This is a genomic window from Endobacter medicaginis (assembly GCF_014192375.1).
Lineage (GTDB): Bacteria > Pseudomonadota > Alphaproteobacteria > Acetobacterales > Acetobacteraceae > Endobacter > Endobacter medicaginis.
In genome coordinates this window covers 271,600-296,338 of sequence record NZ_JACHXV010000005.1, presented here as the reverse complement: position 1 = coordinate 296,338, position 24,739 = coordinate 271,600, and the positions used below count along the sequence as shown (strand labels likewise).

At 70.5% G+C, this 24,739-nt stretch carries 21 protein-coding genes and 1 other RNA gene; 16 read left to right on the top strand and 6 right to left on the bottom strand.

Translation table 11 applies throughout. From position 1 onward, the window contains the following. Positions 1–2: 2 nt before the first annotated feature. The 4 genes from zwf to FHR90_RS08850 are packed head-to-tail and all read left to right on the top strand — an operon-like array spanning position 3 to position 2,827. On the top strand, positions 3–1,460 hold the full coding sequence (gene zwf / locus FHR90_RS08865) for a glucose-6-phosphate dehydrogenase (RefSeq protein ID WP_176624601.1): 1,458 nt from the start codon (positions 3–5) through the stop codon (positions 1,458–1,460). Between the two features lie 2 nt (positions 1,461–1,462). Next, complete coding sequence (locus tag FHR90_RS08860) at positions 1,463–1,948, top strand: hypothetical protein (RefSeq protein ID WP_176624599.1); 486 nt, start codon at positions 1,463–1,465, stop codon at positions 1,946–1,948. 10 nt (positions 1,949–1,958) lie between these two features. Continuing rightward, on the top strand, positions 1,959–2,570 hold the full coding sequence (gene petA / locus FHR90_RS08855; RefSeq protein ID WP_176624597.1) for a ubiquinol-cytochrome c reductase iron-sulfur subunit: 612 nt from the start codon (positions 1,959–1,961) through the stop codon (positions 2,568–2,570). Between the two features lie 11 nt (positions 2,571–2,581). Beyond that, positions 2,582–2,827 (top strand): DUF333 domain-containing protein, encoded by a 246-nt coding sequence (locus tag FHR90_RS08850; RefSeq protein WP_176624595.1) that lies wholly within the window; start codon positions 2,582–2,584, stop codon positions 2,825–2,827. A gap of 6 nt (positions 2,828–2,833) precedes the next feature. Here FHR90_RS08850 and FHR90_RS08845 read toward each other — a convergent pair whose 3' ends face one another. From FHR90_RS08845 to FHR90_RS08820, 6 genes are read right to left on the bottom strand one after another with little or no spacing between them, the layout of a single operon-like run. Next, positions 2,834–3,808, bottom strand: coding sequence for an ABC transporter ATP-binding protein (locus FHR90_RS08845; RefSeq protein WP_176624593.1), 975 nt, complete (start codon positions 3,806–3,808; stop codon positions 2,834–2,836). After that, positions 3,801–4,787, bottom strand: coding sequence for an ABC transporter ATP-binding protein (locus FHR90_RS08840; RefSeq protein ID WP_183275070.1), 987 nt, complete (start codon positions 4,785–4,787; stop codon positions 3,801–3,803). The genes FHR90_RS08845 and FHR90_RS08840 overlap by 8 nt, the downstream gene beginning before the upstream one ends. Continuing rightward, positions 4,777–5,751, bottom strand: a complete 975-nt coding sequence (locus FHR90_RS08835) for an ABC transporter permease (protein ID WP_176621958.1) — start codon at positions 5,749–5,751, stop codon at positions 4,777–4,779. Before FHR90_RS08835 ends, FHR90_RS08840 begins: the two co-directional genes overlap by 11 nt. Next, the gene (locus FHR90_RS08830; RefSeq protein ID WP_256123718.1) at positions 5,751–6,740 is read right to left on the bottom strand and encodes an ABC transporter permease; all 990 of its coding nucleotides are present in this window, start codon (positions 6,738–6,740) and stop codon (positions 5,751–5,753) included. Before FHR90_RS08830 ends, FHR90_RS08835 begins: the two co-directional genes overlap by 1 nt. After that, the gene (locus FHR90_RS08825) at positions 6,740–8,452 is read right to left on the bottom strand and encodes an ABC transporter substrate-binding protein (RefSeq protein ID WP_176621956.1); all 1,713 of its coding nucleotides are present in this window, start codon (positions 8,450–8,452) and stop codon (positions 6,740–6,742) included. The genes FHR90_RS08830 and FHR90_RS08825 overlap by 1 nt, the downstream gene beginning before the upstream one ends. Positions 8,453–8,466: 14 nt before the next feature. Then, entirely contained in the window at positions 8,467–10,095 is a 1,629-nt protein-coding gene (locus FHR90_RS08820) for an FGGY-family carbohydrate kinase (RefSeq protein ID WP_183275069.1), read from the bottom strand. A 107-nt stretch (positions 10,096–10,202) separates the two neighbouring features. Between FHR90_RS08820 and rnpB the strand changes: the two genes are divergently transcribed. The 12 genes from rnpB to murC all read left to right on the top strand — a co-directional run bounded on the left by rnpB (position 10,203) and on the right by murC (position 24,720). Next, positions 10,203–10,628, top strand: an RNA gene (rnpB, locus tag FHR90_RS08815) — RNase P RNA component class A. 243 nt (positions 10,629–10,871) lie between these two features. Then, complete coding sequence (gene mraZ / locus FHR90_RS08810; RefSeq protein WP_183275068.1) at positions 10,872–11,336, top strand: division/cell wall cluster transcriptional repressor MraZ; 465 nt, start codon at positions 10,872–10,874, stop codon at positions 11,334–11,336. Further along, positions 11,333–12,322, top strand: coding sequence for a 16S rRNA (cytosine(1402)-N(4))-methyltransferase RsmH (gene rsmH / locus FHR90_RS08805; RefSeq protein WP_183275067.1), 990 nt, complete (start codon positions 11,333–11,335; stop codon positions 12,320–12,322). Before mraZ ends, rsmH begins: the two co-directional genes overlap by 4 nt. Next, positions 12,319–13,332 (top strand): cell division protein FtsL, encoded by a 1,014-nt coding sequence (gene ftsL / locus FHR90_RS08800; protein ID WP_183275066.1) that lies wholly within the window; start codon positions 12,319–12,321, stop codon positions 13,330–13,332. The genes rsmH and ftsL overlap by 4 nt, the downstream gene beginning before the upstream one ends. 70 nt (positions 13,333–13,402) lie before the next feature. Continuing rightward, entirely contained in the window at positions 13,403–15,553 is a 2,151-nt protein-coding gene (locus FHR90_RS08795) for a peptidoglycan D,D-transpeptidase FtsI family protein (protein WP_183275065.1), read from the top strand. Then, positions 15,550–17,043 (top strand): UDP-N-acetylmuramoyl-L-alanyl-D-glutamate--2,6-diaminopimelate ligase, encoded by a 1,494-nt coding sequence (locus tag FHR90_RS08790; protein WP_183275064.1) that lies wholly within the window; start codon positions 15,550–15,552, stop codon positions 17,041–17,043. The genes FHR90_RS08795 and FHR90_RS08790 overlap by 4 nt, the downstream gene beginning before the upstream one ends. Beyond that, positions 17,040–18,443, top strand: a complete 1,404-nt coding sequence (locus tag FHR90_RS08785; protein WP_183275063.1) for a UDP-N-acetylmuramoyl-tripeptide--D-alanyl-D-alanine ligase — start codon at positions 17,040–17,042, stop codon at positions 18,441–18,443. The genes FHR90_RS08790 and FHR90_RS08785 overlap by 4 nt, the downstream gene beginning before the upstream one ends. Then, on the top strand, positions 18,443–19,531 hold the full coding sequence (gene mraY / locus FHR90_RS08780; RefSeq protein WP_176626543.1) for a phospho-N-acetylmuramoyl-pentapeptide-transferase: 1,089 nt from the start codon (positions 18,443–18,445) through the stop codon (positions 19,529–19,531). Before FHR90_RS08785 ends, mraY begins: the two co-directional genes overlap by 1 nt. Then, the gene (murD, locus tag FHR90_RS08775; protein ID WP_183275062.1) at positions 19,528–20,901 is read left to right on the top strand and encodes a UDP-N-acetylmuramoyl-L-alanine--D-glutamate ligase; all 1,374 of its coding nucleotides are present in this window, start codon (positions 19,528–19,530) and stop codon (positions 20,899–20,901) included. Before mraY ends, murD begins: the two co-directional genes overlap by 4 nt. Beyond that, positions 20,901–22,043, top strand: a complete 1,143-nt coding sequence (locus FHR90_RS08770; RefSeq protein ID WP_176626503.1) for an FtsW/RodA/SpoVE family cell cycle protein — start codon at positions 20,901–20,903, stop codon at positions 22,041–22,043. The genes murD and FHR90_RS08770 overlap by 1 nt, the downstream gene beginning before the upstream one ends. Next, positions 22,040–23,284, top strand: a complete 1,245-nt coding sequence (gene murG, locus FHR90_RS08765) for an undecaprenyldiphospho-muramoylpentapeptide beta-N-acetylglucosaminyltransferase (protein WP_183275061.1) — start codon at positions 22,040–22,042, stop codon at positions 23,282–23,284. The genes FHR90_RS08770 and murG overlap by 4 nt, the downstream gene beginning before the upstream one ends. A 5-nt stretch (positions 23,285–23,289) precedes the next feature. Further along, the gene (gene murC, locus FHR90_RS08760; RefSeq protein ID WP_176626059.1) at positions 23,290–24,720 is read left to right on the top strand and encodes a UDP-N-acetylmuramate--L-alanine ligase; all 1,431 of its coding nucleotides are present in this window, start codon (positions 23,290–23,292) and stop codon (positions 24,718–24,720) included. The last annotated feature ends 19 nt before the right edge of the window (positions 24,721–24,739 follow it).

Below are 24,739 nucleotides of genomic sequence, written 5' to 3'. Positions count from 1 at the left end.
TCATGGCGACACCGCTCGAGCCGTTCGACTACGTCGTGTTCGGCGCCACCGGCGACCTGACGATGCGCAAGCTGCTGCCCGCACTGTACTGGCGCTATCGCGACGGGCAGATGCCGAAGGGCGCGCGCGTGATCGGCACCGCCCGCTCGGCCCTCGACGACGCGGCCTTCCGCGACCGCGCGCGCGACGCGCTGGGCAAGTTCATCAAGCCGGCCGATCTCGATCCCGCGCAGCTCGCCGAATTCCTCGACATGGTGTTCTACGTCTCGCTCGACGGTGCAAAGGCGGATGCGGACTGGTCGGCGATGAAGGCGGTGTTCGCCGATGCACCGCCCGAGCGGGTGCGGGTGTTCTATCTCGCCACCTCGCCTGAGCTGTACGGCGATATCTGCCGCAACCTGTCCGACCAGGGGCTGGTCACGCCGGCCGCGCGGGTGGTGCTGGAAAAGCCGATCGGCCACGACCTGGAATCCGCGCGCCAGATCAACGATTCCGTCGGCCAGTATTTCGCCGAGACCCAGATCTTCCGCATCGACCACTATCTCGGCAAGGAGACGGTGCAGAACCTCATCGCGCTGCGCTTCGCCAACCCGGTGTTCGAGCGGCTGTGGGACAGCGACGCGATCTCGTCGGTGCAGATCACCGCCGCCGAGACGGTGGGGGTGGAATCGCGCGCCGCCTATTACGACCATTCCGGCGCGCTGCGCGACATGATCCAGAACCACCTGCTGCAGGTGATGTGCCTGGTCGCCATGGAGCCGCCCGCCTCGCTGGCCTCCGAGGACGTGCATATCGAAAAGCTCAAGGTGCTGCATGCGCTCAAGCCGATCACGCCCGGCGATGTCGGCCAGGTGGTGGTACGCGGCCAGTACGCGTCGGGCGAGATGGATGGCAAGCCGGTGCCGGGCTATGTCGAGGAACTCGGCCACGACAGCAACACCGAGACCTTCGTGGCGCTGCGTGCCGAGGTGCATTCGTGGCGCTGGGGCTCGGTGCCGTTCTACCTGCGCAGCGGCAAGCGCCTGCCCAACAAGGTGAGCGAGATCGTCATCACCTTCCGCCGGCCGCCATGGTCGATCTTTCCCAACCTCTCCGAGCCCAACAAGCTGGTGATCCGCCTGCAGCCCGAGGAGGGCATCGAGCTGTCGATCATGAGCAAGGACCCCACCCCCGACGGCATGACGCTGCGTCCGGCCGACATCGACATCAGCTTCGAGAAGGCGTTCGGCCGGCGCTACCCCGACGCCTACGAGCGGCTGCTGATGGACACGGTGCGCGGCGATTCGGTGCTGTTCATGCGCCGCGCCGAGGTGGAGGCGGCCTGGACCTGGGTGCAGCCGATCCTCGACGCTTGGAAGCACGGCTCGCCGAAACCCTACAAGGCCGGCACCTGGGGCCCGGAGGCGGCACGCGCGATGCTCGATGCCGACAACCGCCGCTGGCACGAGGACATGGGCTGAGCATGGCGCCCGTCTCCACACGCCGCCGCCCGCCGCCGACGCGACGGCTGATCCGTCGCGTCATCGCCGCCCTGCTGTTCGGCTTCGCGCTGCTCGCACTGCTCAAGAGCGGCCTGCTGCCGCAATCGGCCCTCGGACCGCAGCCCGGCGCGCCGGAAGCGGTGTCCACGGGTCCGCTGGCGCGACTGGAGGCGCGGATCTTCCCGCCCAAGGTGGACTGGTCCAACGACTACGCGATGGTGCAGGAACTGCGCCGGCGGATCGCCGCCGACGGGCTGTCGGACGCGAAACCGAACTGCCTGCTGTTCATCATCAACGGCAACGATCCGCCCGCCGACACCCGCGTGCGCGTGCTGGCCAAGCACAATGCCGAATGCGGCGGCGATCCGAAGACGATGCCGGATCTGTTCCTGGTCAAGGTGGATCGCAGCAAGGGTACCGCTCTCGCCGATGCCGGCCAGCGCGGCCAGTTCAAACCTCTCAAATGACGGGGATCCGATGAGCGGCGACACCACCTGCGAGACCTGCGTCAAGCGCCGCGACCTGCTCTCGACGGGGGTCGGTGCGATGGCGCTGGCCGGCGCGGCGGCGGCGGCGGTCCCGGTGATCGACAGCCTGGCGCCCAACCCCGACGACGTCGCCGTCACCACGCTCGACATCGACCTGCACGACCTCGCCCCCGGCACCCAGCGCGTGGTCGCCTGGGCCGGCAAGCCGATCCTCGTCGTGCACCGCACGCCGCAGCAGCTCGCCATCCTGCAATCGCCCGCCTTGTTCGACCGCCTGCGCGATCCACAGTCGAAGGTCCTGCAACAGGGCGCCTATGCGGCGAACTGGCATCGCTCGATCGATCCGGCGTTCCTCGTCGTGGTCGGCATCTGCACCCATCTCGGCTGCGTGCCGCGCTTCGATCCGCAGACCGACGGCAACGGATGGCTGTGCCCGTGCCACAACTCGCATTTCGATCTTTCGGGCCGTGTGCTGAAAGGTTCGCCCGCACCCTACAACCTGCCGGTCCCGCCCTATGCGGTCGTCAAGCCCGGCACGCTGCGGCTCGGCGAGAACCCCGCAGGCAGCAGCTTCAGTCTTGCCGACATCGTCCAGATCTGAGGTCCGAGGCGATGAAGACCGCGTCCCTGCTCGCCGCCTGCCTGTTACTTGGCGCACCGATGACGGCGCACGCGATCCCCAACCCGGCTGCGGTGTTCTGCCTGAAGATGTCGGGCAAGCCCGTGATCGCCAGGCTGCCGGATGGCGGCGCGATCGGGCTGTGCAGACTGCCGAACAACGGGATCGTCGAGGAATGGACCCTGTTTCGCATGTTCGGCGGCAAGGTGCCTGCGCCACGGGACAACCCGTTCCGCTGAGAGTCGTCAGGCGAGCGGAAAATGGCAGGCCACCATGCGGCCGTCCTGTCCGCCGAGCTCCGGGCGCCGTTGACGACACAGCGGCGCCACGTTCGCGCAACGCCCGGCGTAGCGGCATCCGATGTCGCTGTCGGCGCCCGTTACAACGGGCGGGGCGGAGGCGCGGCGCCGGAACGGCAGATGCGGATCGAGCACGGCGTCCAGCAGGGCGGCGGTGTAGGGATGCGCCGGACGATGCAGCACGGTGTCGGTGTCGCCGAGTTCGACGATGACGCCGCCATACATCACCGCCACACGGTCGGCGATCTGCCGCACCACGCCGAGATCGTGGCTGACGAACACATAGGTCAGACCGAGGCGCTGCTGGAGGTCGACCAGCAGGTTGACGACCTGCGCCTGGATCGACACGTCGAGAGCGGAGACCGGCTCGTCGGCAACGATCAGCTTCGGCGACAGCATCAGCGCCCGCGCGATGTTGACGCGCTGGCGCTGGCCGCCCGACATCTCGTGCGCGTAGCGTTGCAGATGCGTGCGGTTGAGCCCGACCAGGTCGAGAAGTTCGTCGATGCGCTCCGCGATCTCGGCCGGCGTCCAGGCAGCGCCCGCACGCCTGCGATGCACGCGCATCGGCTCGGCGAGCAGCGCGCCGATGCGGCGCTTCGGGTTGAGTGCGGCATAGCTGTCCTGAAACACCATCTGCATCTCGGGACGCAGCCGGCGCATGTCGCCGGCGGACAGGGCGATGATGTCGCGTCCCTCGAAGAACACCTCGCCGCTGTCGGGCTCGTGTAGGCGCAGCAAGGTGCGGCCGAGCGTGGACTTGCCGCAGCCGGACTCGCCGACCAGCCCGAGCGTCTCCCCGCGCGACACCGAGACCGAGACGTGATCGAGCGCGGGGCGTGCCCGCCGCCGCCGCGACAACAGCCCTCCCCCGCCATAGGTCTTGGTGAGATCGCGCGCCTCGAGCAGCACCTCAGACATGGTCGGGCTCCGCGGCGACGGCAGGCAGGATGCAGGCGATCTCGTGCGCGTCGCCAAGCGGCACGATCGGCGGCGGCGTGTCGCATCGTGCGCTCGCATGCGCGCAGCGTGGCGAGAAGGCGCAGCCGGGCGGGCGCAGCGCGGCATTCGGCGGGCTGCCGGGGATCGCGGCGAGACGGGCGACGCGCGGCCCGTGCAGACGCGGGATCGAGCCGAGCAGGCCGGCGGTATAGGGATGCACCCGCGCATGCGCGCCGAACATCGCCTCGCGCGGGCCGCGCTCGGCGATACGGCCGCAATACATTACCGCAACGCGGTCGGCGATCTGGGCGACGACGCCGAGATCGTGGGTGATGAGCAGCACCGCGGAGGCGAACTCGTCGCGCAGACGCAGGATGAGCTCGAGGATCTGCGCCTGCACGGTGACGTCGAGTGCCGTGGTCGGCTCGTCGGCGATCAGCAGGTCGGGATCGCACGACAGCGCCATGGCGATCATCGCGCGCTGGCGCAGGCCGCCGGAAAGCTGATGCGGGTAGGCTGACGCGACACGCCTGGGGTCGGCGATGCCCATGGCGGAAAGCAGGTCGAGCACGCGGGTCTCGGTGGGACGACGCGAAAGATCGAGATGGGCGCGGATCTGTTCGGCGATCTGCCAGCCGATGCGATAGACCGGGGTGAGGGCCGACATCGGGTCCTGGAAGATCATCGCGATGCGCCGGCCACGCAGCGCGCGACGCTCGGCCTCCGACAGCGCGAGCAGCTCCGTGCCCCGAAAGCCGATCTGCCCGCCCACCCGGCCCGGCGCGGGGATCAGCCCCATGATCGCCAGCGACGTCAGGCTCTTGCCGGACCCGCTCTCGCCGACCAGGCCGAGGATCTCGCGCGGAGCGATCGAGAACGACACGCCATCGACGAGATCGACCCCGCGTCCGAAGCCGACGCGAAGATCGCGCACGTCGAGCACCGCCTCAGCGTCCATCGCGCACCCTGGGGTCGAGCACGGCATAGAGGATATCGACCAGCGCGTTGGCCAGCACCACGAACACCGCCGAATACATCACCGTCGCCATCACCAGCGGCAAATCGAGATTGGCCAGCGCCTGGTAGGTCAGCCGGCCGACGCCCTGCAGGCCGAACACCACCTCGGTGAGCAGCGCGCCACCGCCGACGAGCTGGGCGAAATCGAGGCCGAACAGTGACACGAACGTCACCATCGAGGTGCGCAGCCCGTGGCGCAGCAGGACGCGCGCGGGCGACAGCCCCTTGGCGCGTGCGGTGCGGATGAAATCCTCCTGCATGGTGGCGACCAGATCGGCGCGCAGCACGCGCCCGTAGATGCCGACGAACAGCACCGCCAGCGTGCACCACGGCAGCACCAGGGCCTTGAACCAGCCGATCGGACTGGTGCTGAACGGCACGTAACCGAGCCCCGGCACCCAGGAGAACGCCCAGCTGTGATGCAGGCGCGACTGGGTGAACAGGTTGACCACCTCGCCGAGCCAGAACACCGGCAACGAGATACCGATCAGCCCCGCGATCATCAGCACGCGATCGAGCAGCGAGCCGCGCGTGGCGGCCGCCAGCGTGCCCATCAGCACCGAGGCGAAAACCCAGATCACCGCCGCACCGCCGACGAGGGACATCGTGACGGGCGCGGCGTGCAGCACCTCGGGGATCACCCGCTCGCCGCGATCGACGAAGCTGGCGAGATCGCGGGTGATGAACAGCTTCTTCATCAGCATCGCGTACTGCACCGGCATCGACCGGTCGAAGCCGTATTCGTGACGCACCGCGGCCAGCGTCTCGGGGCTCGCGCCACGCCCGGCGATGCGTGCGGAGGGGTCCGCACCCGGGGTGGCGAAGAACACCGCGAACACCAGCACCGAGATGCCGAACAGCACGAACACGGTCTGTCCGAGCCGGCGGAGGAACGCGCCCGCCATCAGCGATCCCCCTCGCGCGCATCGAGCGCGTCGCGCAGGCTGTCGCCGAGCACGTTGAGCGCCAGCACGGTGACGACGATCGCCAGACCCGGCGCGATGGCGACCATCGGACGGGTATAGATCAGGCCCTGGCCGTCATTGATGATCGTCCCCCAGCTCGCCGCCGGCGCCTGCACGCCGATCGACAGGAACGACAGTGCGGATTCCGCCAGCATCGCCAGCGCCATCACCAGCGGCGCAAGCACGATCAGCGTGGGGGCGACATTGGGCAGGATGTCGCGCAGCAGGATCCTCGCCTCCCGCACCCCGAGCGAGCGCGCGACGGTGACGAATTCGGCATGACGCAGGCTGAGCACGCGGCCGCGGATCGGGCGCGCGGCGTAGGGGACGTAGACGATGGCGATGATGACGATCGGCAGGATCAGGTTGTCCGACGCGATGGTGATCGGACCGAGATGAAGGTCCTGGGCGACGGTGACGATCGAGAGCGAGATCGCGAACAGATAGACCGGGATCGCCCACATGATGTCCATCATCCGCGACAGGGCCGCGTCGACGAAGCCGCCGAAATAGCCGGCGAGGATACCGACCACCGCCGCCATGGCGATGCACAGCAGCGAGGCCGAGGCGCTGATCAGCAGCGAGTTCCGACCGCCATAGAGCAGGCGGGCGGCGACATCGCGCCCTTGCGGGTCGGAGCCGAGCAGGTACTGCACACTCCAGGTCGGACCGATCGGGGTCAGGCCGAGATGCAGCGGGTTGTCGTTGGGCTGCATGATGTCGGTCAGCTGGCCGTGCAGGGTGATGGCGGCGGCGACGTCGGAGGTGAAGGGATCGGTGTGCGCGACATGGCGTGCGTAGAGCCCGGCGGCGAGACAGGCGAGGGTCACCAGGGCGAGCACGGCGATCGCAGCCAGAGCGGACGGATCGCGACGCAGGCGGCGCAGCGCGAGGCGGGACGGGCTGAGGATGGTGGCATCGAGCGGCATCATCGTACCCAGACCTGCGAGAACAGCAGGTGGTAGAGATCGGTGGTGAAGAAATTGCCCAGCCGCTTCGAAACCACGTTGACGCGATCGATCTGGATCAGCGGCGCGGTGGGCGCCAATGCCTGGATGGCGCGACCGGCATCCGCCCAGAGCTGCGCGCCCCTGGCCCTGTCGGTCACGGACACCACGCCGGCGCGATCCATCAGCGCCTCGATGCCCGGGTCGCACAGGCCGGTGATGTTGATCGAGGCATCCGAGCCGGGATGGAACGAGGTGCAGCTGAACAGATCGTAGATGAAGTCGGACGGCTTGGCGTAATCGGCGTACCAGTCGGTGAGCGCGATCTGCACCCTGTTGTTGGTGTTCTGGATGTAATTGAACTGGATATCGTTGGTGATTGCCTTGAGCGAGGTCTTGTAGCCGAGTTCGGTGAGCATGCTCTGCAGATACGCACCCATCGCCTGTTCGGCGGCCCGGTTGGAGATGATCAGCGTGATGTGCTGGCCCCTGGTGCCGCTCTGTTCGACGAGTTGCTTGGCGCGCTCCATGTCGGGTGCCGCCCAGGCGGGTGCGGGATGGTCGAGATCCGCACCCTTCGTATAGGGGCAGGTGCCGACATGACCGGCGATGCCGGGCGGGGTCATGTCGCACAACGGCTGCGAGATCGCGGTGCCGCCATAGAGGATCGAGATCGCATGGCGGTTGACGGCGTAGTTGATCGCGCGCCGGACCAGCACATTGTCGAACGGCGCGAGACGGGTGTTCATCGTGATGTAGTAGATCGCATACAGCCCCTCGATATGGGTCTGCGCGGTGAAGCGGTCGCCGAGCTCGCCGAGACGGTCGAGCGGAATATTGTCGAAGCCCCAGTCGTACTGGCCGTTCTCCACCGCGGTGACCTGCGCCTCGTCCGGCACGCCGAAGGTGTAGACGATGCGATCGGCATAACCGTCTGGCTGGGCCTCGGCATTCCAGACATGGAAGAACGGGTTGCGCTCCATGACCAGCTGGCTGTTGGGATTGTAGGACACGAAGCGGTACGGCCCGGTGGTCGGCGGGGCGTCGTTGCCCAGATCGTGCAGCGGAGTGTCGGCGGGCAGGATCGAGGCGTGCGGGAAGGCCAGCTTGTCGAAGAAGTCGGCATCCGGGTGGGTGAGGTGGAAGGTGATGGTGCCGGCCGCCTCGTCGCCGATCACGCCGGGCAGGGTGCAGTGCGAGGAATCGCGCAGGCACGCATCGGCGCCGACGATGCTGCCGAAGAAACTGCCCGAGGTGGGCGAGTGCACGATGAACAGGCGGCGCATCGAGGCCACCACATCGGCGACCCGCACCTCGCGTCCGTCGGAAAAGCGGATGCCGCGCCGGAGGTGAAACACATAGGTCAGGCCGCCATCGAGCGGCTCGGGCAGGGCCTCGGCAAGGTCGGCGATCGCCTCGTCCGAGGCGCGGCCGCGCGCCTTGCGGAAGGTTGTCAGCCCGTCATAGGTGACGGTGAAGAGCTGGGCGAACTCGCTTTGGTAGTTGATCGCCGGGTCGATGGTGCCGCCGGGGCCGTCCGCGGCAAGGCGCAGCGTGCCGCCGCGATGGGCGGGGTCGTACTGCGTCGCCGGCAGCAGGTCTGCGGGCATGGCGGGACCTGACCACACCAGACCGGCGAGAAGAATCGAGCGAAACCGCATGGCGGCGCAGAATGACGAAGCCGGGCCAGCCATGCAATGCGTGCAAATCAGACAGTCGCCATCAGCGCCCGATAGGCCATCTGGTCGTCGTGCATCCGGCGGAACACGGCATATTTGGCGTCGTGGTAGCGGCGCACCGCGCCGCCGGCGGGCTCGATGACCTCGCCGGCGCGGCTCATCGCCGCCATCGCCGCCTCGATCGCCGGATAGGCGCCGCCGGCGACGGCGCCGAGGATCGCCGATCCCAGCAGCACCGCCTCGGGCTCCTCGGGCAACACGATGCGACAGCCGGTGGCGTCCGCATGCTCGCGCAGGAACAGCCGGTTCTTCGTCCAGCCGCCGCAGGCGAGGATCAGGTCGATCGCATAGTCGCCGCTCGCGTCCAGGGCCTCGATGATCTGGCGGGTGCCATAGGCGAGGGACTGGCAGGTGGCGAGATACAGGCACGCGAGGTCGTCGCCGGAAGCCGACAGGCCCAGTCCGGAGATCATGCCGCGCAGCGAGGCGTCGGCATGGGGCGAGCGATTGCCGAGAAAATCGGGCAGCACGTGCAGACCGGCACTCAGCGCAGCGGGCACCGCGAGACCGGACGAGAGGGTGGCGACACGCCGGTTCAGGGTGTCGAACACGTCCGCGCCGTCGGCGGCGAGGTCCGCGCGGCCGGCATGGCTCTGCACCAGGTGGTCGATCAGCGAGCCAACGGCGGACTGCCCGCCCTCGTTGAGCCACAGGCCAGGCACCATCGCCGACCGATAGGGCCCCCACACACCCGGCACGAAGGCAGGGCCGGACGAGACCGCCATGTGGCAGCTCGACGTGCCCATGATCAGCGCAATCCGCGCGGCGAGGGTGCCGCCGCCCGCAACCTGCGCGCCGATCAGGCCGATCCCGCCGGCATGGGCGTCGATCGCCGAGGCGCTGACCGGCAGGCCGCCGGGCAGGCCGAGTTCGGCCGCCCCCTGCGCGCTCAGCCCCTGTCCGACCGCCTCTCCCGGAGGCAGCACCTCGGTGCCGATACGCGCGAACCCCTCGTCGGCGAGCATGCCGAGCCCGATCCGGCGGAAATAGTCCTCATCCCAACGCCGCTCGTGACCGAGATAGGTCCATTTGCAGACCAGCGAGCACAGCGAGCGCGACCGCGCACCGGTGGCGCGGAAGGTGAGCCAGTCGGGCAGGTCGAAGAAATCATGCGCGGCAGCGAAGGCGCGGGGCAGGTTCTCCGCCAGCCAGAGCAGCTTCGGCGTCTGCATCTCGGGCGAGATGCGGCCGCCCACATAGCGCAGCACCTCCGCGCCCGTCGCGTTGATCCGCGCGGCCTGGTCGGTGGCGCGCTGGTCCATCCACATGATGATGTCGTGGTCGTCGCGGCCGGTGGTGCTGAGCGAGACCGGGCCGCCGGCGGCATCGGTCGCGACCAGCGAACAGGTGGCGTCGAAGCCGATGCCGCACGGTTCGACCGGCGATGCCGAACGCGCCTGCGCCGCCGCCATCGCCCCGCGCACGCAGGCACAGACCGCCGACCAGATATCGGCGCTGGACTGTTCGACATGGCCGGGCGCGGGCCGGAACTGCGCGATCGGGTGGGTCCGGCTGGCAAGTGCGCGCCCCTCGAGGTCGAACACCCCCGCCCGGGCACTGCCCGAACCGACATCCACACCGATCACCACCTCGGTCATACGTCCCTCCCCCGCGGTCTGCCGCCGCCCGTTCGCTCCATGCTCCGAGCCTGCGACGGGCTTGGCAAGGCTTGACGAAGCCCGAGGCGGGGAACATTTTCCGCCCGCCAGACGGCCGGACGGTCGCTGCGCGGGCCCGGCGACGGGTTTCGCGTGGAGGAAAGTCCGGGCTCCAGAGGAAAGCGGTGCCGGCTAACGGCCGGCGGGGGCGACCCCAGGGACAGTGCCACAGAAAACACACCGCCCGCACGGGGCCGGTCGCCTGTTCGCAGGTCCGGCTTGCGGGTAAGGGCGAAACGGTGCGGCAAGAGCGCACCGCGCCGGCGGCAACGCAGGCGGCAGGGTAAACCCCACCGGGAGCAAGACCGAATAGGGGCGACAGGCGGGCGTGTCATGCGCCGCGCCAGGGGTGTTTCCGCCCCCGTTGCCCGGGTTGGTCGCGCGAGGCGCGCAGCGATGCGCGTCCCAGAGGAATGACCGTCCCGCAGCGGTGACGCTGCGGACAGAACCCGGCTTACAGGCCGTCTGGCACCTCTTTTTTTCGAACCCCATGAAGCACAGCGGGGATTGTTTCACGTGGAACAAAACGTGAATAGATAGTTAACGGGCCTCAGTTCATGCGGCGACTGCACTTCTTCGCGCTAAATAACTGATTTGACCAATCTTTACGCTTTGTTTTCTTTTGCTCCCCATGATTTCCCATGTTATCCCATGTCTGCCCACGCCGAGACATGTTCGCGGCGTGGGCGCGAGATCGCTGGAGAGGAACCGCAAGGGTGGGTGTGTTTCTCGGCACACATCAGAACCGGCTGGACGCCAAGGGCCGGGTTTCCGTGCCCGCCGGCTTCCGCTCGGCCCTGCGCGGCGGCGGCGAGGCCAGCCCGTTCGTGGTGCTGCGCCCGTCGCACAAGCACCCCTGCATCGAAGGCTGGCCGCCGGCCGCCTTCGCCGAGCTCGCCACCCCGCTCGACCGGCTCGACATGTTCAGCGAGGATCATGAAGACCTCGCCGCCGCACTTTATGCGGATGCCTTCCCCGTCGATGCGGACAAGGAAGGCCGAATCGTGCTTCCAGAAGCCTTGGTGGCCCATGCGGGGCTCGCCGATTCGGTCGTCTTCATGGGGTTGGGGCGGATTTTCCAGATCTGGGAACCACAGGCGGCAGCGGCCCGGCGCGAGAGCGCGCGCCAGCGTGCGCGCTCGGTGACCCTGCCGGCCGCCACGAAGGCGGGCGCGGCATGATCGACACCCACGCGCCCACCCCCGCATTCGGTCACGTTCCGGTGATGCTCGACGAGGTGCTGACCGCCCTCGCGCCGCGTGATGGCGGGCTGTATCTCGACGCCACCTTCGGCGGCGGCGGCTATGCGCGCGCCATCCTCGACGCCGCCGACTGCACGCTGTGGGCCATCGACCGCGACGCCGACGCCATCGCCCGCGGCGCGGAGCTGGCGAAGCTCTATCCCGGCCGGCTGCACCTGGTCGAAGGCGGCTTCGGCAACCTGCTGGCCCTGCTCGCGGCGCGCGGCATCGACAGCCTCGACGGCGCGGTGTTCGACCTCGGCGTATCGTCCTATCAGATCGACGATCCGGCCCGCGGCTTCAGCTTCCGCTTCGACGGGCCGCTCGACATGCGCATGGGCCGCGAGGGACAGACCGCCGCCGACCTGGTCAACACCCTGGCCGAGGCCGAGCTCGCCGACGTGCTCTACGAGTTCGGCGAGGAGCGGCTGTCGCGCCGCATCGCTCGCGCCATCGTCGCCGCCCGCGCCGACGCCCCGATCGAGACCACTGCCCGGCTCGCCGACATCATCCGCTCGGTGGTGCCGCGCGACCGCTCCGGCATCGACCCGGCCACCCGCTCCTTCCAGGCCCTGCGCATCCGGGTGAACGACGAGCTCGGCCAGATCGAGGCCGGCCTGCGCGACGCCGCCGCCCTGCTCGCCCCCGGCGGGCGGCTGGTGGTGGTGTCGTTCCACTCGCTCGAGGACCGGCTGGTCAAGCGCTTCACCCAGGCCGCCGCGGGCCGCACGCCCGCCCCCTCGCGCCACCATCCCGGCCTCGCCGCCCCGGTCGCGCGGGCCGGCTACCGCCTGCTCGGCAACCGCCCCGTCCTGCCCGGCGAAGCCGAGACCGACCGCAATCCCCGCGCCCGCAGCGCCCGCCTGCGCGGCCTCGAACGCCTGCCCCTCCCCCAGCCGACCGACCTCGCGGAGACCGCACGATGATCCGCCCGTTCACCTGCTTCTGCGCCGTCCTCGCCGGAGCCTCGGGGCTGTATCTCTATACCGAGAAGCACCGCACCACGCTGCTCGACCAGCAGATCTCGCAGATCGTCGCACTCACCGGCCAGTCGCAGGACCGCACGGCGATGCTGAAGGCGGAATGGGCGCTGCTCAGCCAGCCCGATCGCCTCGCCAGGCTGTCGGCACAGTTCCTGCCCAGCCTGCAGCCGCTGGCGCCGCAGCAGTTCGTGCAGGTGGCCGACGCGGTGGCGCATCTGCCGCCGAAGGAGGAGCCCAAGCCCGTCGCCGATCCCGACGCCATCGCCCCGCCGAGCGACGCCACGCCGCCGGCCGCCACCGGCCCGGACGACAGCGCGGGCGCGGTGCTGGCCAGCGCGCTGCCCGAGAAGATCCCGGCGCGCGACGCCGAGACACCCGACGCGGCCGATGCGCCGGTGTCGCTCGCCGCGAACCAGCCCCAGGCCGCGCCACAGCCGGCGGCACGCGCGATCGCCCTGCCGGCACCGCCGGTGCGTCTCGCCACCGGCCGCCCGCACACCCAGCCGGGCATGGTGCGGATGGCCGAGGCCACCTCGCGCTCGAGCGGCATCATCGACCCGACCGCCGCCGAGGACACCGCCGAACCCGAGGCCGCGGACGTCCCGAAGGCACCGGCCGACGCCACCGCCCCCGCCGATTCCGGACATCATGCCAAACCCCCGGTCCGGCCGGTGCAGCTCGCCCGCGTCGCACCCGCCCACCCCGCGGCCGAACCCGCGCGCCCGCTCCTGGCGAGCGCGGCCCGGCGCCCGGCGGCGCACCCCGCCCCCGCCCTCACCCAGGTCGCCTGGCACCCGCGCCCGGCGGCGACACCGGTCGTGCGCACCGTCGCCTGGCACCCCGCCAGCGCACCGGCGACGCCACCGCGCGAGGCGGTCGCCCCGGTCGGGTTCAGCTCCGCCCTCGGCGGCGCCCACACCGCGCTGCCGCCACCGGTGCCACTCGGCGGCTAGGACGCGAGACAGGGCGGCACGGGCACTGATGCCTTGACGCAGACGAGACTTTGAACGACGGGACGGCCGCATGAGCGACCCGCAGGGTAGAGAATCGAACGGCAGAGAGACGGTCCAGGCCGCACCCCAGGGTGCGGCCGCTGCTGCTTTCGGCACCGACGTCAACGTCACCGGCGGCGAGCTGCGCCAGCGCGCCCGGCTGGAGCGCATGCACACCCGCCTGCTCGCCCTGTCGGGCGGGTTCTGCCTGATTTTCGGCGCGGTGGGCGTCAAGCTCGCGCTGGCCACCATGCTCGCCCCGATGGCGCCCGCCGCGCGCCAGATCGCCCCCCAGGTGCCCCCGATCCCGAAGGTCGAGCACGGTGCAGCACTGGCCGGCGACATCGACATCCCGACCGTGCACCGCGCCACCATCACCGACCGCAACGGCCAGATCCTGGCCATCTCGCTGCCGCTGGCCTCGGTCTACGCCAACCCGCAGGAGATGATCGACCCGGCGGAGACGGTCGACAGGCTCGCCTCGGTGCTGCCGAAGCTCAACCGCGCCGAGATGCTGGCCCGGCTGCAGTCGAAGAAGCAGTTCGTCTACCTCGCCCGCGGCATCACCCCCGACCAGGAGCTGCGGATCAACGATCTCGGCATTCCCGGCATCTATTTCGAGCCCAGCGAGAAGCGCCACTACCCGCTCGGCCGCACCGCGACCCAGGTGATGGGCGCGGTGGATATCGACGATCATGGCGTCGCCGGCGTCGAGCGCGCCTTCGACCGCCGGCTGACCGCCGACCGCACGCCGCTGCGCCTGTCGCTCGACATCCGCGTGCAGGCGGTCGCGCGCGAGGAGCTCCAGGCCGCGCTGACCAACTTCAAGGGCATCGGCGCCTGCTCGATCGTGATGGACGTCAACACCGGCGAGATCCTGGCCATGGTCAGCCTGCCGGACTACGACGCCAACGAATTCGGCAAGGCGGACCCGAACGACCGCTTCAACCGCTGTGTCACCGGCATGTACGAGCCCGGCTCGACCTTCAAGCTGCAGACCGCGGCGATGGCGCTGCAGGACAACGTCGTCCATGTCTGGGACCGGTTCAGCTCGCGGCCGATCCATGTCGGGCGGTTCACCATCTCCGACATGAAGACCGACCATTTCGCGCCCTGGCTGTCGCTGCCGGAGGTGCTGGCCTACTCGTCGAACCCGGCCTCGGCGCATATCGCCCTCGACGTCGGCGCGAAGCGCCAGCGCGAGTGGCTCAAGATGATGGGCTTCCTCGACCGCGTGCCGGTCGAGCTGCCGGAGGCCGGGCGCCCGGTTGTGCCGGGGCTGTCGAACTGGGGCCAGGTCGCGGTGATGACGATCGGCTTCGGCCATGGCGTCGCGGAATCGCCGCTGGCCATCGTGCGCGGCACCGCGGCGACCACCAATGGCGGCTTCCTGCTCAAGCCGACCGTGCTGGCCCGGCCGACCCCGCCCGACGGCCTCGCGCCGGCCGCCGTGCAGGCGGTGAGCGACAAGATCGACGACAAGGCGCCCGACGCCTCCGTCCAGCCCGCGATCGACGACACCGCCAGTGCCGCGCAGACCGGCAACGCCGGCATCGGCAATCCCGCCGACGCGCCGGGCGCCGAGCGGGTGATCTCTCCGCAGAACGCCGAGCTGCTGCGGCGCCTGCTGCGCCTCGACGTCACCAAGGGCACCGGCAAGACCTCCGAGGTCGAGGGCTATCTGGTCGGCGGCAAGACCGGCACGGCCGAGAAGGTGGGTGCCAACGGACGCTACCTCAAACACCTCAACATCGCCGCCTTCACCTCGGTGTTCCCGATGAACAGGCCGCGCTACGCCGTCTACGTGATGATCGACAGCCCGGTCGCCACCAAGGAGACGCATGGCTGGACCACGGCCGCGTGGGTCGCCGCCCCCGTCGTGCGCCAGATCATCTCGCGCGCCGCCCCGATGCTGGGCCTGTTTCCGAAGCCGCCCGCCGAAGCCGCCGCGCTCGATGCCGCACTCGCCATCCCGCTGGAGCCGTCGATCCCCAGCGGCACCCGCTCGCTCGGCCCGGGCAACGATCCGGGTGATCCGGGCGAGGGCGCGAGCCCGAAACCGGGCCGCGCCCGCGTCGCCGACACGGCCCCGCGCCCACATCTCGACGCAAAGCTGCGTCATGAAGCCGCCTGGATTCCCGGCCGCACGGCCGCGGACAGCAGCGGAGCCGCGACCCGATGAACCTCGCCACCCTGTGTGACGCCAGCGGCATCGACGCCGTCCCCGCCGAGGCGTCCTCGGTGGAGGTCGCCACCATCACCGCCGACAGCCGCCGCGTCGGACCCGCGACCCTGTTCGCCGCCCTGCCGGGCGCGCGTGCCGATGGCCGCGCCTTCATCGGCGCCGCGGTCGCGGCCGGTGCCCGCGCGGTGCTCGCCCCCGCCGGCACCGAATGGCCCGCCGGCGTGCCGCCGCGCCCCCTGCTGGAGACGGCGAACCCGCGCCGCGCGCTCGCCCTTGCGGCCCGCGCGCTCGCCGAGACCCGGATCGGGCCGGCCCCCGCCCAGGTGGTCGCCGTCACCGGCACCAACGGCAAGACCAGCACGGTCGATTTCCTGCGCCAGATCTGGGCCGCGCGCGGCCATCGCGCCGCCAGCCTCGGCACGCTCGGCCTGCTCGGCGCGCCCGCCGAACTGCTGGCCGGGCCGGTGCTGACCACCCCGGACAGCGTCGCCCTGGCCGAGACGCTGGCGCTGCTCGCCCGCTCCGGCGTGCAGCACGTGGCCCTCGAAGCCTCCTCGCACGGGCTCGACCAGTACCGGCTCGACGGGGTGTCGATCGCGGCCGCCGGCTTCTCCAACCTCACCCGCGACCATCTCGACTATCACGGCAGCGAGGCCGCCTACCGCGCCGCCAAGCTGCGCCTGTTCGCCGAGCTGCTGCCGGCCGGTTCGGTGGCGGCGGCCAATGCCGGCATGGACCCGGCCACGCTCGAGGCCCTGCGCGGCATCGCCGCCAGCCGCCGTCTCGACCTGCGCCTGGTCGGCGAGGCGGGCGATGCGATCCGGCTGCGGTCGGCCGTGCCGCATCCGGGCGGCCAGCACCTCTCGCTCGACGCCTACGGCCGCCATCTCGAGATCGATCTGCCCCTGCCCGGCCGCTTCCAGGCCGACAACGCCCTGCTCGCCGCCGCCCTCGCCGATGCCGGCGGCGAGACCGACGCCCTGACCTTCCTGCCGCATCTGCACGGCGTGCGCGGCCGCATGGAACTCGCCGTGACGCTCGACAACGGCGCGAGCGCCTATGTCGACTACGCCCACACGCCCGACGCGCTGTCGCGCCTGCTGTCGGCCCTGCGCCCGCATGCGACGGGGCGGCTGATCGTGGTGTTCGGCGCCGGCGGCGACCGCGACCGTGGCAAGCGGCCGATGATGGGCGCGATCGCCGCCCGCGAGGCCGACATCGCCATCGTCACCGACGACAACCCGCGCTCCGAGGCGCCGGCCGCGATCCGCGCCGAGATCCTCGCCGCCCTGCCCGGCGGCATCGAGATCGGCGACCGCGCGCGTGCCATCGCCGAAGGCCTGGCGATGCTGCGTCCCGGCGACGTGCTGGCCGTGGCCGGCAAGGGACACGAACAGGGCCAGACCATCGCCGGCACCACCCTGCCCTTCGACGACGCCGACACGATCCGCCGCGCCGCCGGCGCCTCCCTGCGGGTGGCGTCATGACCCGCGCGCCCCTGTGGACCCTGGGCGAGATCGCCCACGCGCTGGGCATCGCCTGCGCGGCCGACCTCGCCGACACGGCGGTCGGCGGCATCTCGATCGACAGCCGCACCCTCGCGCCGGGCGACCTGTTCATCGCCCTGGTCGGCGAGAACAGCGACGGCCACGCCCATGTCGCCGCCGCGCTGGCGAAGGGGGCCGCCGGCGCGCTGGCCCATCGCCCGTTCGACGATCCGCGCGTGCTGCACGTCGCCGACACGCTGGCCGGTCTGACCGCGCTCGGCGCCGCCGGACGGGCGCGTTTCGACGGGAAGCTGGTCGCGGTCAGCGGCAGCGTCGGCAAGACCACCACCAAGGAGATGCTGCGTACCATCCTCGCCGCCTCCGGCCTCACCCATGCCGCCGACGCCTCCTACAACAACCACTGGGGCGTGCCGCTGACGCTGGCGCGGATGCCGCGCGACGCGGCCTTCGCGGTGATCGAGATCGGCATGAACCATCCCGGCGAGATCATCCCGCTCGCCACCCTCGCCCGCCCCGATGTGGCGGTGCTGACCACCGTCGCCTCCGCCCATATCGGCCATATGGGCTCGCTCGAGGCCATCGCCCGCGAGAAGGCGTCGCTCTACGCCGCCCTCGGCGCCGACGGCATCGCCATCGTGCCGGCCGACGCCCCGCACCGCGACATCCTGCTCGCCGGGGCCGCCCATGCGCAGGCCTGGCTGGTCGGCGACGCGGACGCTGCCCGCGCCCGCTTCACCCGCCTGCGCGGCGGTGCCGACGGCAGCGAGTTCGCCGCACTGATCGACGGCACGCCTGTCGCCGCCCATCTGCACGCGCCGGGCGGCCACATGGCGCGCAACGCCCTGCTCGCCCTGGCCGCCGCCGCCGCCCTCGGCGCCAACGTGGTCGCCGGTGCGGCCGCGCTGTCGTCGTTCCGCCCCGGCGCGGGGCGCGGTGCGTGGCGCCTGCTCGCCCTGCCCGAGGGCGGGCGCGCCGTGCTGCTCGACGAGAGCTACAACGCCTCCTCCGCCTCGATGCGGGCCGCCTTCGAGGTCCTGGCCGCTGTACCCGCGCGCCGGCGCCTCGCGGTCCTCGGCGACATGCGCGAGCTCGGCAGTTTTGCCACCGCCGAGCATCTCGGCCTCGCCGAACCGCTCACCCGCGCCGCCGACCTGCTGTGGTGCTGCGGCGAGCACATGGGCGCCCTGTTCGACGCCGTCCCGCAAGCGATGCGCGGCGCCCATACGCCGGACGCCCGCACGCTCGCCCCGCTGCTCTGCGCGGAGCTGCGCGACGGCGATGCGGTGCTGGTGAAGGGAAGCTTCGGCTCGCGGATGCGCGACGTGGCGGCCGCCCTCGATGCGCTGGCCGCGCACAGCCACGCGGAGGGCGTCGGCTGATGCTCTACGACCTCGTCCACGGCCACGAAGACCATTTCGCGCTGTTCAACCTGATGCGCTACATCACCTTCCGCGCGGGGGCCGCCTGCGCCACCGCGCTGCTGGTGAGCCTGCTGCTCGGCGATCCGGTGATCCGCTGGCTCAAGTCCAAGCAGCGCCAGGGCCAGCCGATCCGCACGCTCGGCCCCGAGCGCCACATCACCGAGAAGGCCGGCACGCCGACGATGGGCGGCGTGCTGATCCTGGCCGCCCTATTCATCTCCACCCTGCTGTGGGCCGACCTCACCTCGCCCTTCGTCTGGGCCGCCCTGCTGGTCACCGGCGCATTCGGCTGCGTCGGCTTCTTCGACGATTTCCGCAAGCTGACCAAACGCAGCCACATGGGCCTGAGCAAGCGCGCACGGCTTGGCGCGGAGTTCGGCGCCGCCCTGGCCGGCGCGATCATCATCCAGCTCGCCACCCCCGCCCCGCTGGCCGGCGCGCTGGCGTTCCCGTTCGTCAAGGACTGGCTGCTGCCGTTCGGCTGGTTCTTCCCGCTGTTCGCGATGTTCGTGATGGTCGGCAGCGGCAATGCGGTGAACTTCACCGACGGGCTCGACGGTCTGGCGATCGGCCCGACCATCATCGCCGCCCTGGTGTTCGCGCTGATCGCCTATCTGGTCGGCAACCGCGTCTTCGCCGACTACCTCCAGCTCCATCCCGTCCCCGGCACCGGCGAACTGTGCGTCTTCCTCGCCGCCCTGATCGGCGCCGGGCTGGGCTTCTTGTGGTTCAATGCCCCGCCCGCGCGCGTGTTCATGGGCGATACCGGTTCCCTCGCGCTCGGCGGCGCGCTCGGCACCGTGGCGGTCGCGGTCAAGCACGAGATCGTGCTGTGCCTGGTCGGCGGGCTGTTCGTGGTGGAGACGCTGTCGGTCATCATCCAGGTCGCGTATTTCAAACGCACCGGCAAGCGCTTCTTCCTGATGGCGCCGCTGCATCATCATTTCGAGAAGAAGGGCTGGTCGGAGCCCACCATCGTGATCCGCTTCTGGATCGTCTCCATCATCCTCGGCCTGGCCGGGCTGGCGACGCTGAAGATCCGATGAGCGGCACCTTTCCTCCCACCCTGTTCGCCTCCCGCCGCTACGCCGTGCTCGGCCTCGGCCGCAACGGTGCCGCGGCCGCACGCACGCTCGCCGCGATGGGTGCGCAGGTGCAGGCCTGGGACGACCTCGCCGGCTCGCGCGCCATGCTCGACGACACGCCCGCCGTGCGCGTCGCCGAGTTCACCTCGCTCGACGGCTTCGACGCGCTGGTGCTCTCTCCCGGCATCCCGCACACCCTGCCGAAACCGCATCCCGTCGCCGCCATGGCCCGCGCCGCCGGCGTGCCGATCCTGTCGGACGCGGAGCTGCTGTTCGAGGCCGTGCGCCTGTCCGGCTCGAAGGCCCGCTTCGCCGGCATTACCGGCACCAACGGCAAATCCACCACCACCGCGCTGCTCGCGCATCTGCTCGACAGCACCGGCCACCCGGTCGCCGCCGGCGGCAATCTCGGGACCGCCGCGCTCGCCCTGCCCCTGCTGGGCAATGACGGCACCTACGTGCTGGAGATGTCGTCCTACATGCTGGAGCGTCTGCGCACGCTGCGCTTCGACGTCGCCAGCCTGCTCAACCTCACCCCCGACCATCTCGACCGCCATGGCGACATGGCCGGCTATGCCTCGGCCAAGCTGGAGATCTTCGCCCGCCAGCAGCCCGGCGACACGGCGGTGGTGGCGATCGACGACGCGCATGGTGTCGCACTCGCCGCCCGCCTGCCAGGCTGTGTGACGGTCTCCGGCCGCGACGTGCCGGCCGACATCCGCACGGTCGGCACCGTGCTGACCGACGCCGCCGGCCCGATCGCCGATCTCGCCGGCATCAATACCCTTCTCGGCCAGCACAACGCCCAGAACGCGGCCACCGCGGTGGCCCTCGCGCTCGCCCTCGGCGTCGCGCGCGACGCGCTGCCGGCCGCCCTCGCCTCCTACCCGGGCCTGCCGCACCGCCAGCAGCGCGTCGCCACCATCGACGGCATCGCGTTCATCAACGACAGCAAGGCGACCAACGCCGACGCCGCCGCCTGGGCGCTCGGCTGCTACGACCGCATCGTCTGGATCGCCGGCGGGGTGGCCAAGGCCGGCGGCATCGACACGCTCGCCCCCTTCTTCCCGCGCATCGACACCGCGCTGCTGGTCGGCGAGGCGGCGCCGGCCTTCGCCGAGACGCTCGCCGCGCACGGCGTGGCGCACCGCATCGTCGATCGCCTGCCCCAGGCGGTCGAACAGGGCTTTGAGCTCGCCCGCGCGCACGGGGTCGGCGTCGTGCTGCTCTCTCCGGCCTGCGCGAGCTTCGACCAGTATCCGAACTTCGAGCTGCGCGGCACGCATTTCTCCGCCCTCGCCCGCCTGCTCGAAGCCGAAAGGGCCGTCTGATGTCCGGATACACCCGTCTCGACAACTCGAAGCTGGCGCGCTGGTGGTGGACCGTCGACCGCTGGACGCTGGCCTGCATCTTCATGCTGATCGGGCTCGGCTACGTGCTGATGCTGGCGGCCTCGCCTGCGGTCGCCGCCCGCATCGGCGCCACCCGCGACATGTTCATCTTCAAGCAGGTGGTGTTCCTCGCCATCGCCGGTTCGGTGGTGCTGGCGACCTCGCTGCTGTCTCCCAGGGGGGTGCGCAACCTCGCCTTCATCGGCACCGTGCTCGCGATCGGTGCGACCGCGATGACGCTGGTGCACGGCATCGAGATCAAGGGCGCGCGGCGCTGGATCGCGCTGCCGATGATGTCGGTGCAGCCGAGCGAGTTCCTCAAGCCCTGCTTCGCTGTGCTCACCGCCTGGCTGCTGACCAGGCGGGTCGCCGGACGCGCGCTGCCGGGAATGATCGGCGCCTTCGCCGTCTACGCGGTGATCCTGCTGCTGCTCAAGTCGCAGCCCGATATCGGCATGCTCTCGGTCATCACCACCGTGCTGCTCGCCCAGCTCTTCATCGACGGGCTCAACCTGATGCTGGTCGGCGCCGGCGCGGGCGGCATGGTCGCGGCCTTCATCGGCGCCTATGCGGCGTTCCCGCATGTGCGCTCGCGCGTGCAGCGCTTCCTGCACCCCGACAAGGGCGACCACTACCAGATCGACACCGCGCTCCAGGCCTTCGGCAATGGCGGCCTGACCGGGCGCGGCCCCGGCGAGGGCCGGGTCAAGGACCTGCTGCCCGACGCGCATGCCGATTTCGTGTTCGCGGTGGCCGGCGAGGAGTTCGGCTTCATCCTGTGCGCGATCATCATCTGCATCTTCTGCTTCATCGTGGTGCGCTCGCTGCTCAAGCTGATCGCCGAGGACGACCCGTTCGTCATCATCGCCGCCACCGGGCTGGTGACCGGCTTCGGCCTGCAGGCCTTCGTCAACATGGGCTCGACTTTGCACCTGATCCCGACCAAGGGCATGACGCTGCCGTTCATCTCCTATGGCGGCTCCTCGGCGATCTCGGTCGCACTCACCCTGGGCATGCTGCTCGCCCTCACCCGCCGCCGCACGCGGCCGGTGGTGCGCGCAGGCGCTGCGGTGTACGCATGACCGCGCCGATCGTGATCGCCGCCGGCGGTACCGGCGGGCATTTCTTCCCCGCCGAGGCGCTGGCCGCCGCGCTGATGGCGCGCGGGCATCGCGTGGTGCTGATGACCGACCGCCGCACCGGCGCGCGCACCACCGGCGCCTTCGCCGGCTGCGAACAGCACGTGCTGTCGGGTGCGGGCCTCGCCGGGCGCAGCCTCGCCCGCGCGGCGAAAGGTGCGATGCAGCTCCTCGCCGGCACGCGCGAGGCGCGCAGGCTGATGCGGCGGCTGCGACCTGCGGCGGTGATCGGCTTCGGCGGCTACCCCTGCGTGCCGCCGATGCTGGCCGCCCGCATGCTCGGTCGCGCGCGTCCGCTGCTGGTGCTGCACGAACAGAACGCCGTGCTCGGTCGCGCCAACCGGCTGCTGTGCCGGCTGGCCGACCTCCTCGCCCTCGGCTTCGACGGCACCACGCGCGTGCCCGACGGGGTGCAGACGCGGGTGGTGGGCAATCCGGTGCGCCCCTCGGTGCTCGCCGCCGGCCCCTGGCGCGACCCGGCCGCCGCGCCCGATGCGCGGCTCGATCTGGCGGTGTTCGGCGGCTCGCTGGGCGCCTCCATCCTCGGCGAGGTGGTGCCCCGCGCGGTCGCCCTCCTCCCGCCGGCCCTGCGCGCCCGCCTGCACGTCACCCAGCAATGCCGCGCCACCGATCTCGAGGAGGTGCGCGCGCTCTATGCGGCGGCCGGGGTGGAGGCGCATCTCGCGCCGTTCTTCGACGACATGGCGGCGGTGTTCGGCCCGGCCGCACTGGTCATCAGCCGCGCGGGCGCATCGTCGATCGCCGAGCTGACCGCATTGGGCCGACCCTCGATCCTGGTGCCGCTGCCCCATGCGATCGACGACCACCAGCGCGCCAATGCGCACGCGCTGTCGGAAGCCGGCGGCGGCTGGATGATGACGCAGGACATTTTCACGCCCGCAGCACTGGCCGAACGGCTGGAGCTGCTGCTGTCGCGCGAGCCGGACCTGCTCGCCCAGGCGTCGCGACGCTCCGCGCGACTGGGGCGAGCGGAATCCGCCGACATGTTCGCACAGCTCATCGAACACCGGCTCGCGCGCCGCCTCGATGATGGAAGCGACGTGCCCGATGACGGCAGACCGGCAGAAAACATGAAAAACACGTCACCGGACGAGGCAGCGAATCGCCGAATCGGGAGACAACCGCACCCTGCATCCGTACACTCCGTTTTCGAATCGAGATAGACCCCATGCGCGCCCTGCCCCTCAATATCGGAACGATTCATTTCGTCGGCATCGGCGGCATCGGCATGTCCGGAATCGCGGAGGTGCTGCACACGCTGGGTTATTCCGTGCAGGGCTCGGACATCTCCGAAAGTGCCAATGTCGCAAGGCTGCGCCGCGCCGGCATCAGGGTGTCGATCGGGCACATGGCGGAGAATCTCGGCGCGGCGCAGGTGGTGGTGATCTCCACCGCCGTCAAGCGCGACAATCCCGAAGTGGTCGCCGCACGCTCGCGGCTGATCCCGGTGGTGCGGCGCGCGGAAATGCTCGCCGAGCTGATGCGGCTGCGCTGGTCGATCGCCATCGGCGGCACGCACGGCAAGACCACCACCACCTCGCTGGTCGCCGCCGTGCTCGAATCCGCGCGTCTCGATCCCACCGTCATCAACGGCGGCATCATCGAGGCCTACGGCACCAACACCCGCATGGGCGCGGGCGACTGGATGGTGGTCGAGGCCGACGAGAGCGACGGAAGTTTCCTGCGCCTGCCTGCAACGATCGCGGTCGTCACCAACATCGACCCCGAGCATCTCGATCACTGGGGCACCGCGGAGGCGATGGCCGCGGGCTACGACCAGTTCGTCTCCAACATCCCGTTCTACGGTTTCGCGGTGCTGTGCATCGACCATCCCGGCGTGCAGCAGATGATCCCGCGCCTGTCGGATCACCGCATCATCACCTACGGTTTCTCGCCGCAGGCCGACGTGCGCGCAGAGCGCGTGATCACCGACAAGCGTGGTGCCACCTTCGAGGTTGCCGTCACCGACCGCAACCGCAACCGCACCCGCAGGATGGGTCCGTTCCGCCTGCCGATGCTCGGCCAGCACAACGTGCTCAACGCGCTCGCCGCCGTCGCGGTGGGTGTGGAGATGGAGATTGACGACGCCACCATCCGCAGCGCGTTCGCCGATTTCCGTGGCGTCAAGCGCCGTTTCACCCGCACCGGCGAGATCGGCGGCATCACCATCATCGACGATTACGGCCACCATCCGGTGGAAATCGCCGCCGTGCTGAAGGCCGCGCGTCAGGCTGGCGCGCGCGACGTCATCGCGGTCGTGCAGCCGCATCGCTACTCGCGCCTGCAGACGCTGTTTGCCGATTTCTGCACCCACATGAACGATGCCGGCACCGTCATCGTCGCCGATGTCTACGCCGCCGGCGAATCGCCGATCGAGGGTGTGGACCGCGACGCGCTCGTCGACGGGCTACGCGCCGCCGGCCATCGCTCGGTGGTGCCGCTGCCGGGCCCGGAGCATCTCGCCGAGATGATCGCCGCCATCGCCAAGCCCGGCGATTTCGTGGTCTGCCTCGGCGCGGGCAACATCACCGCCTGGGCGCAGGCGCTGCCCGAACAGCTCGGTGCCCTGCTCAAGCCCCGCAACGGCCATGCGGCATGAACGCGCTGTCGCCCCTGAC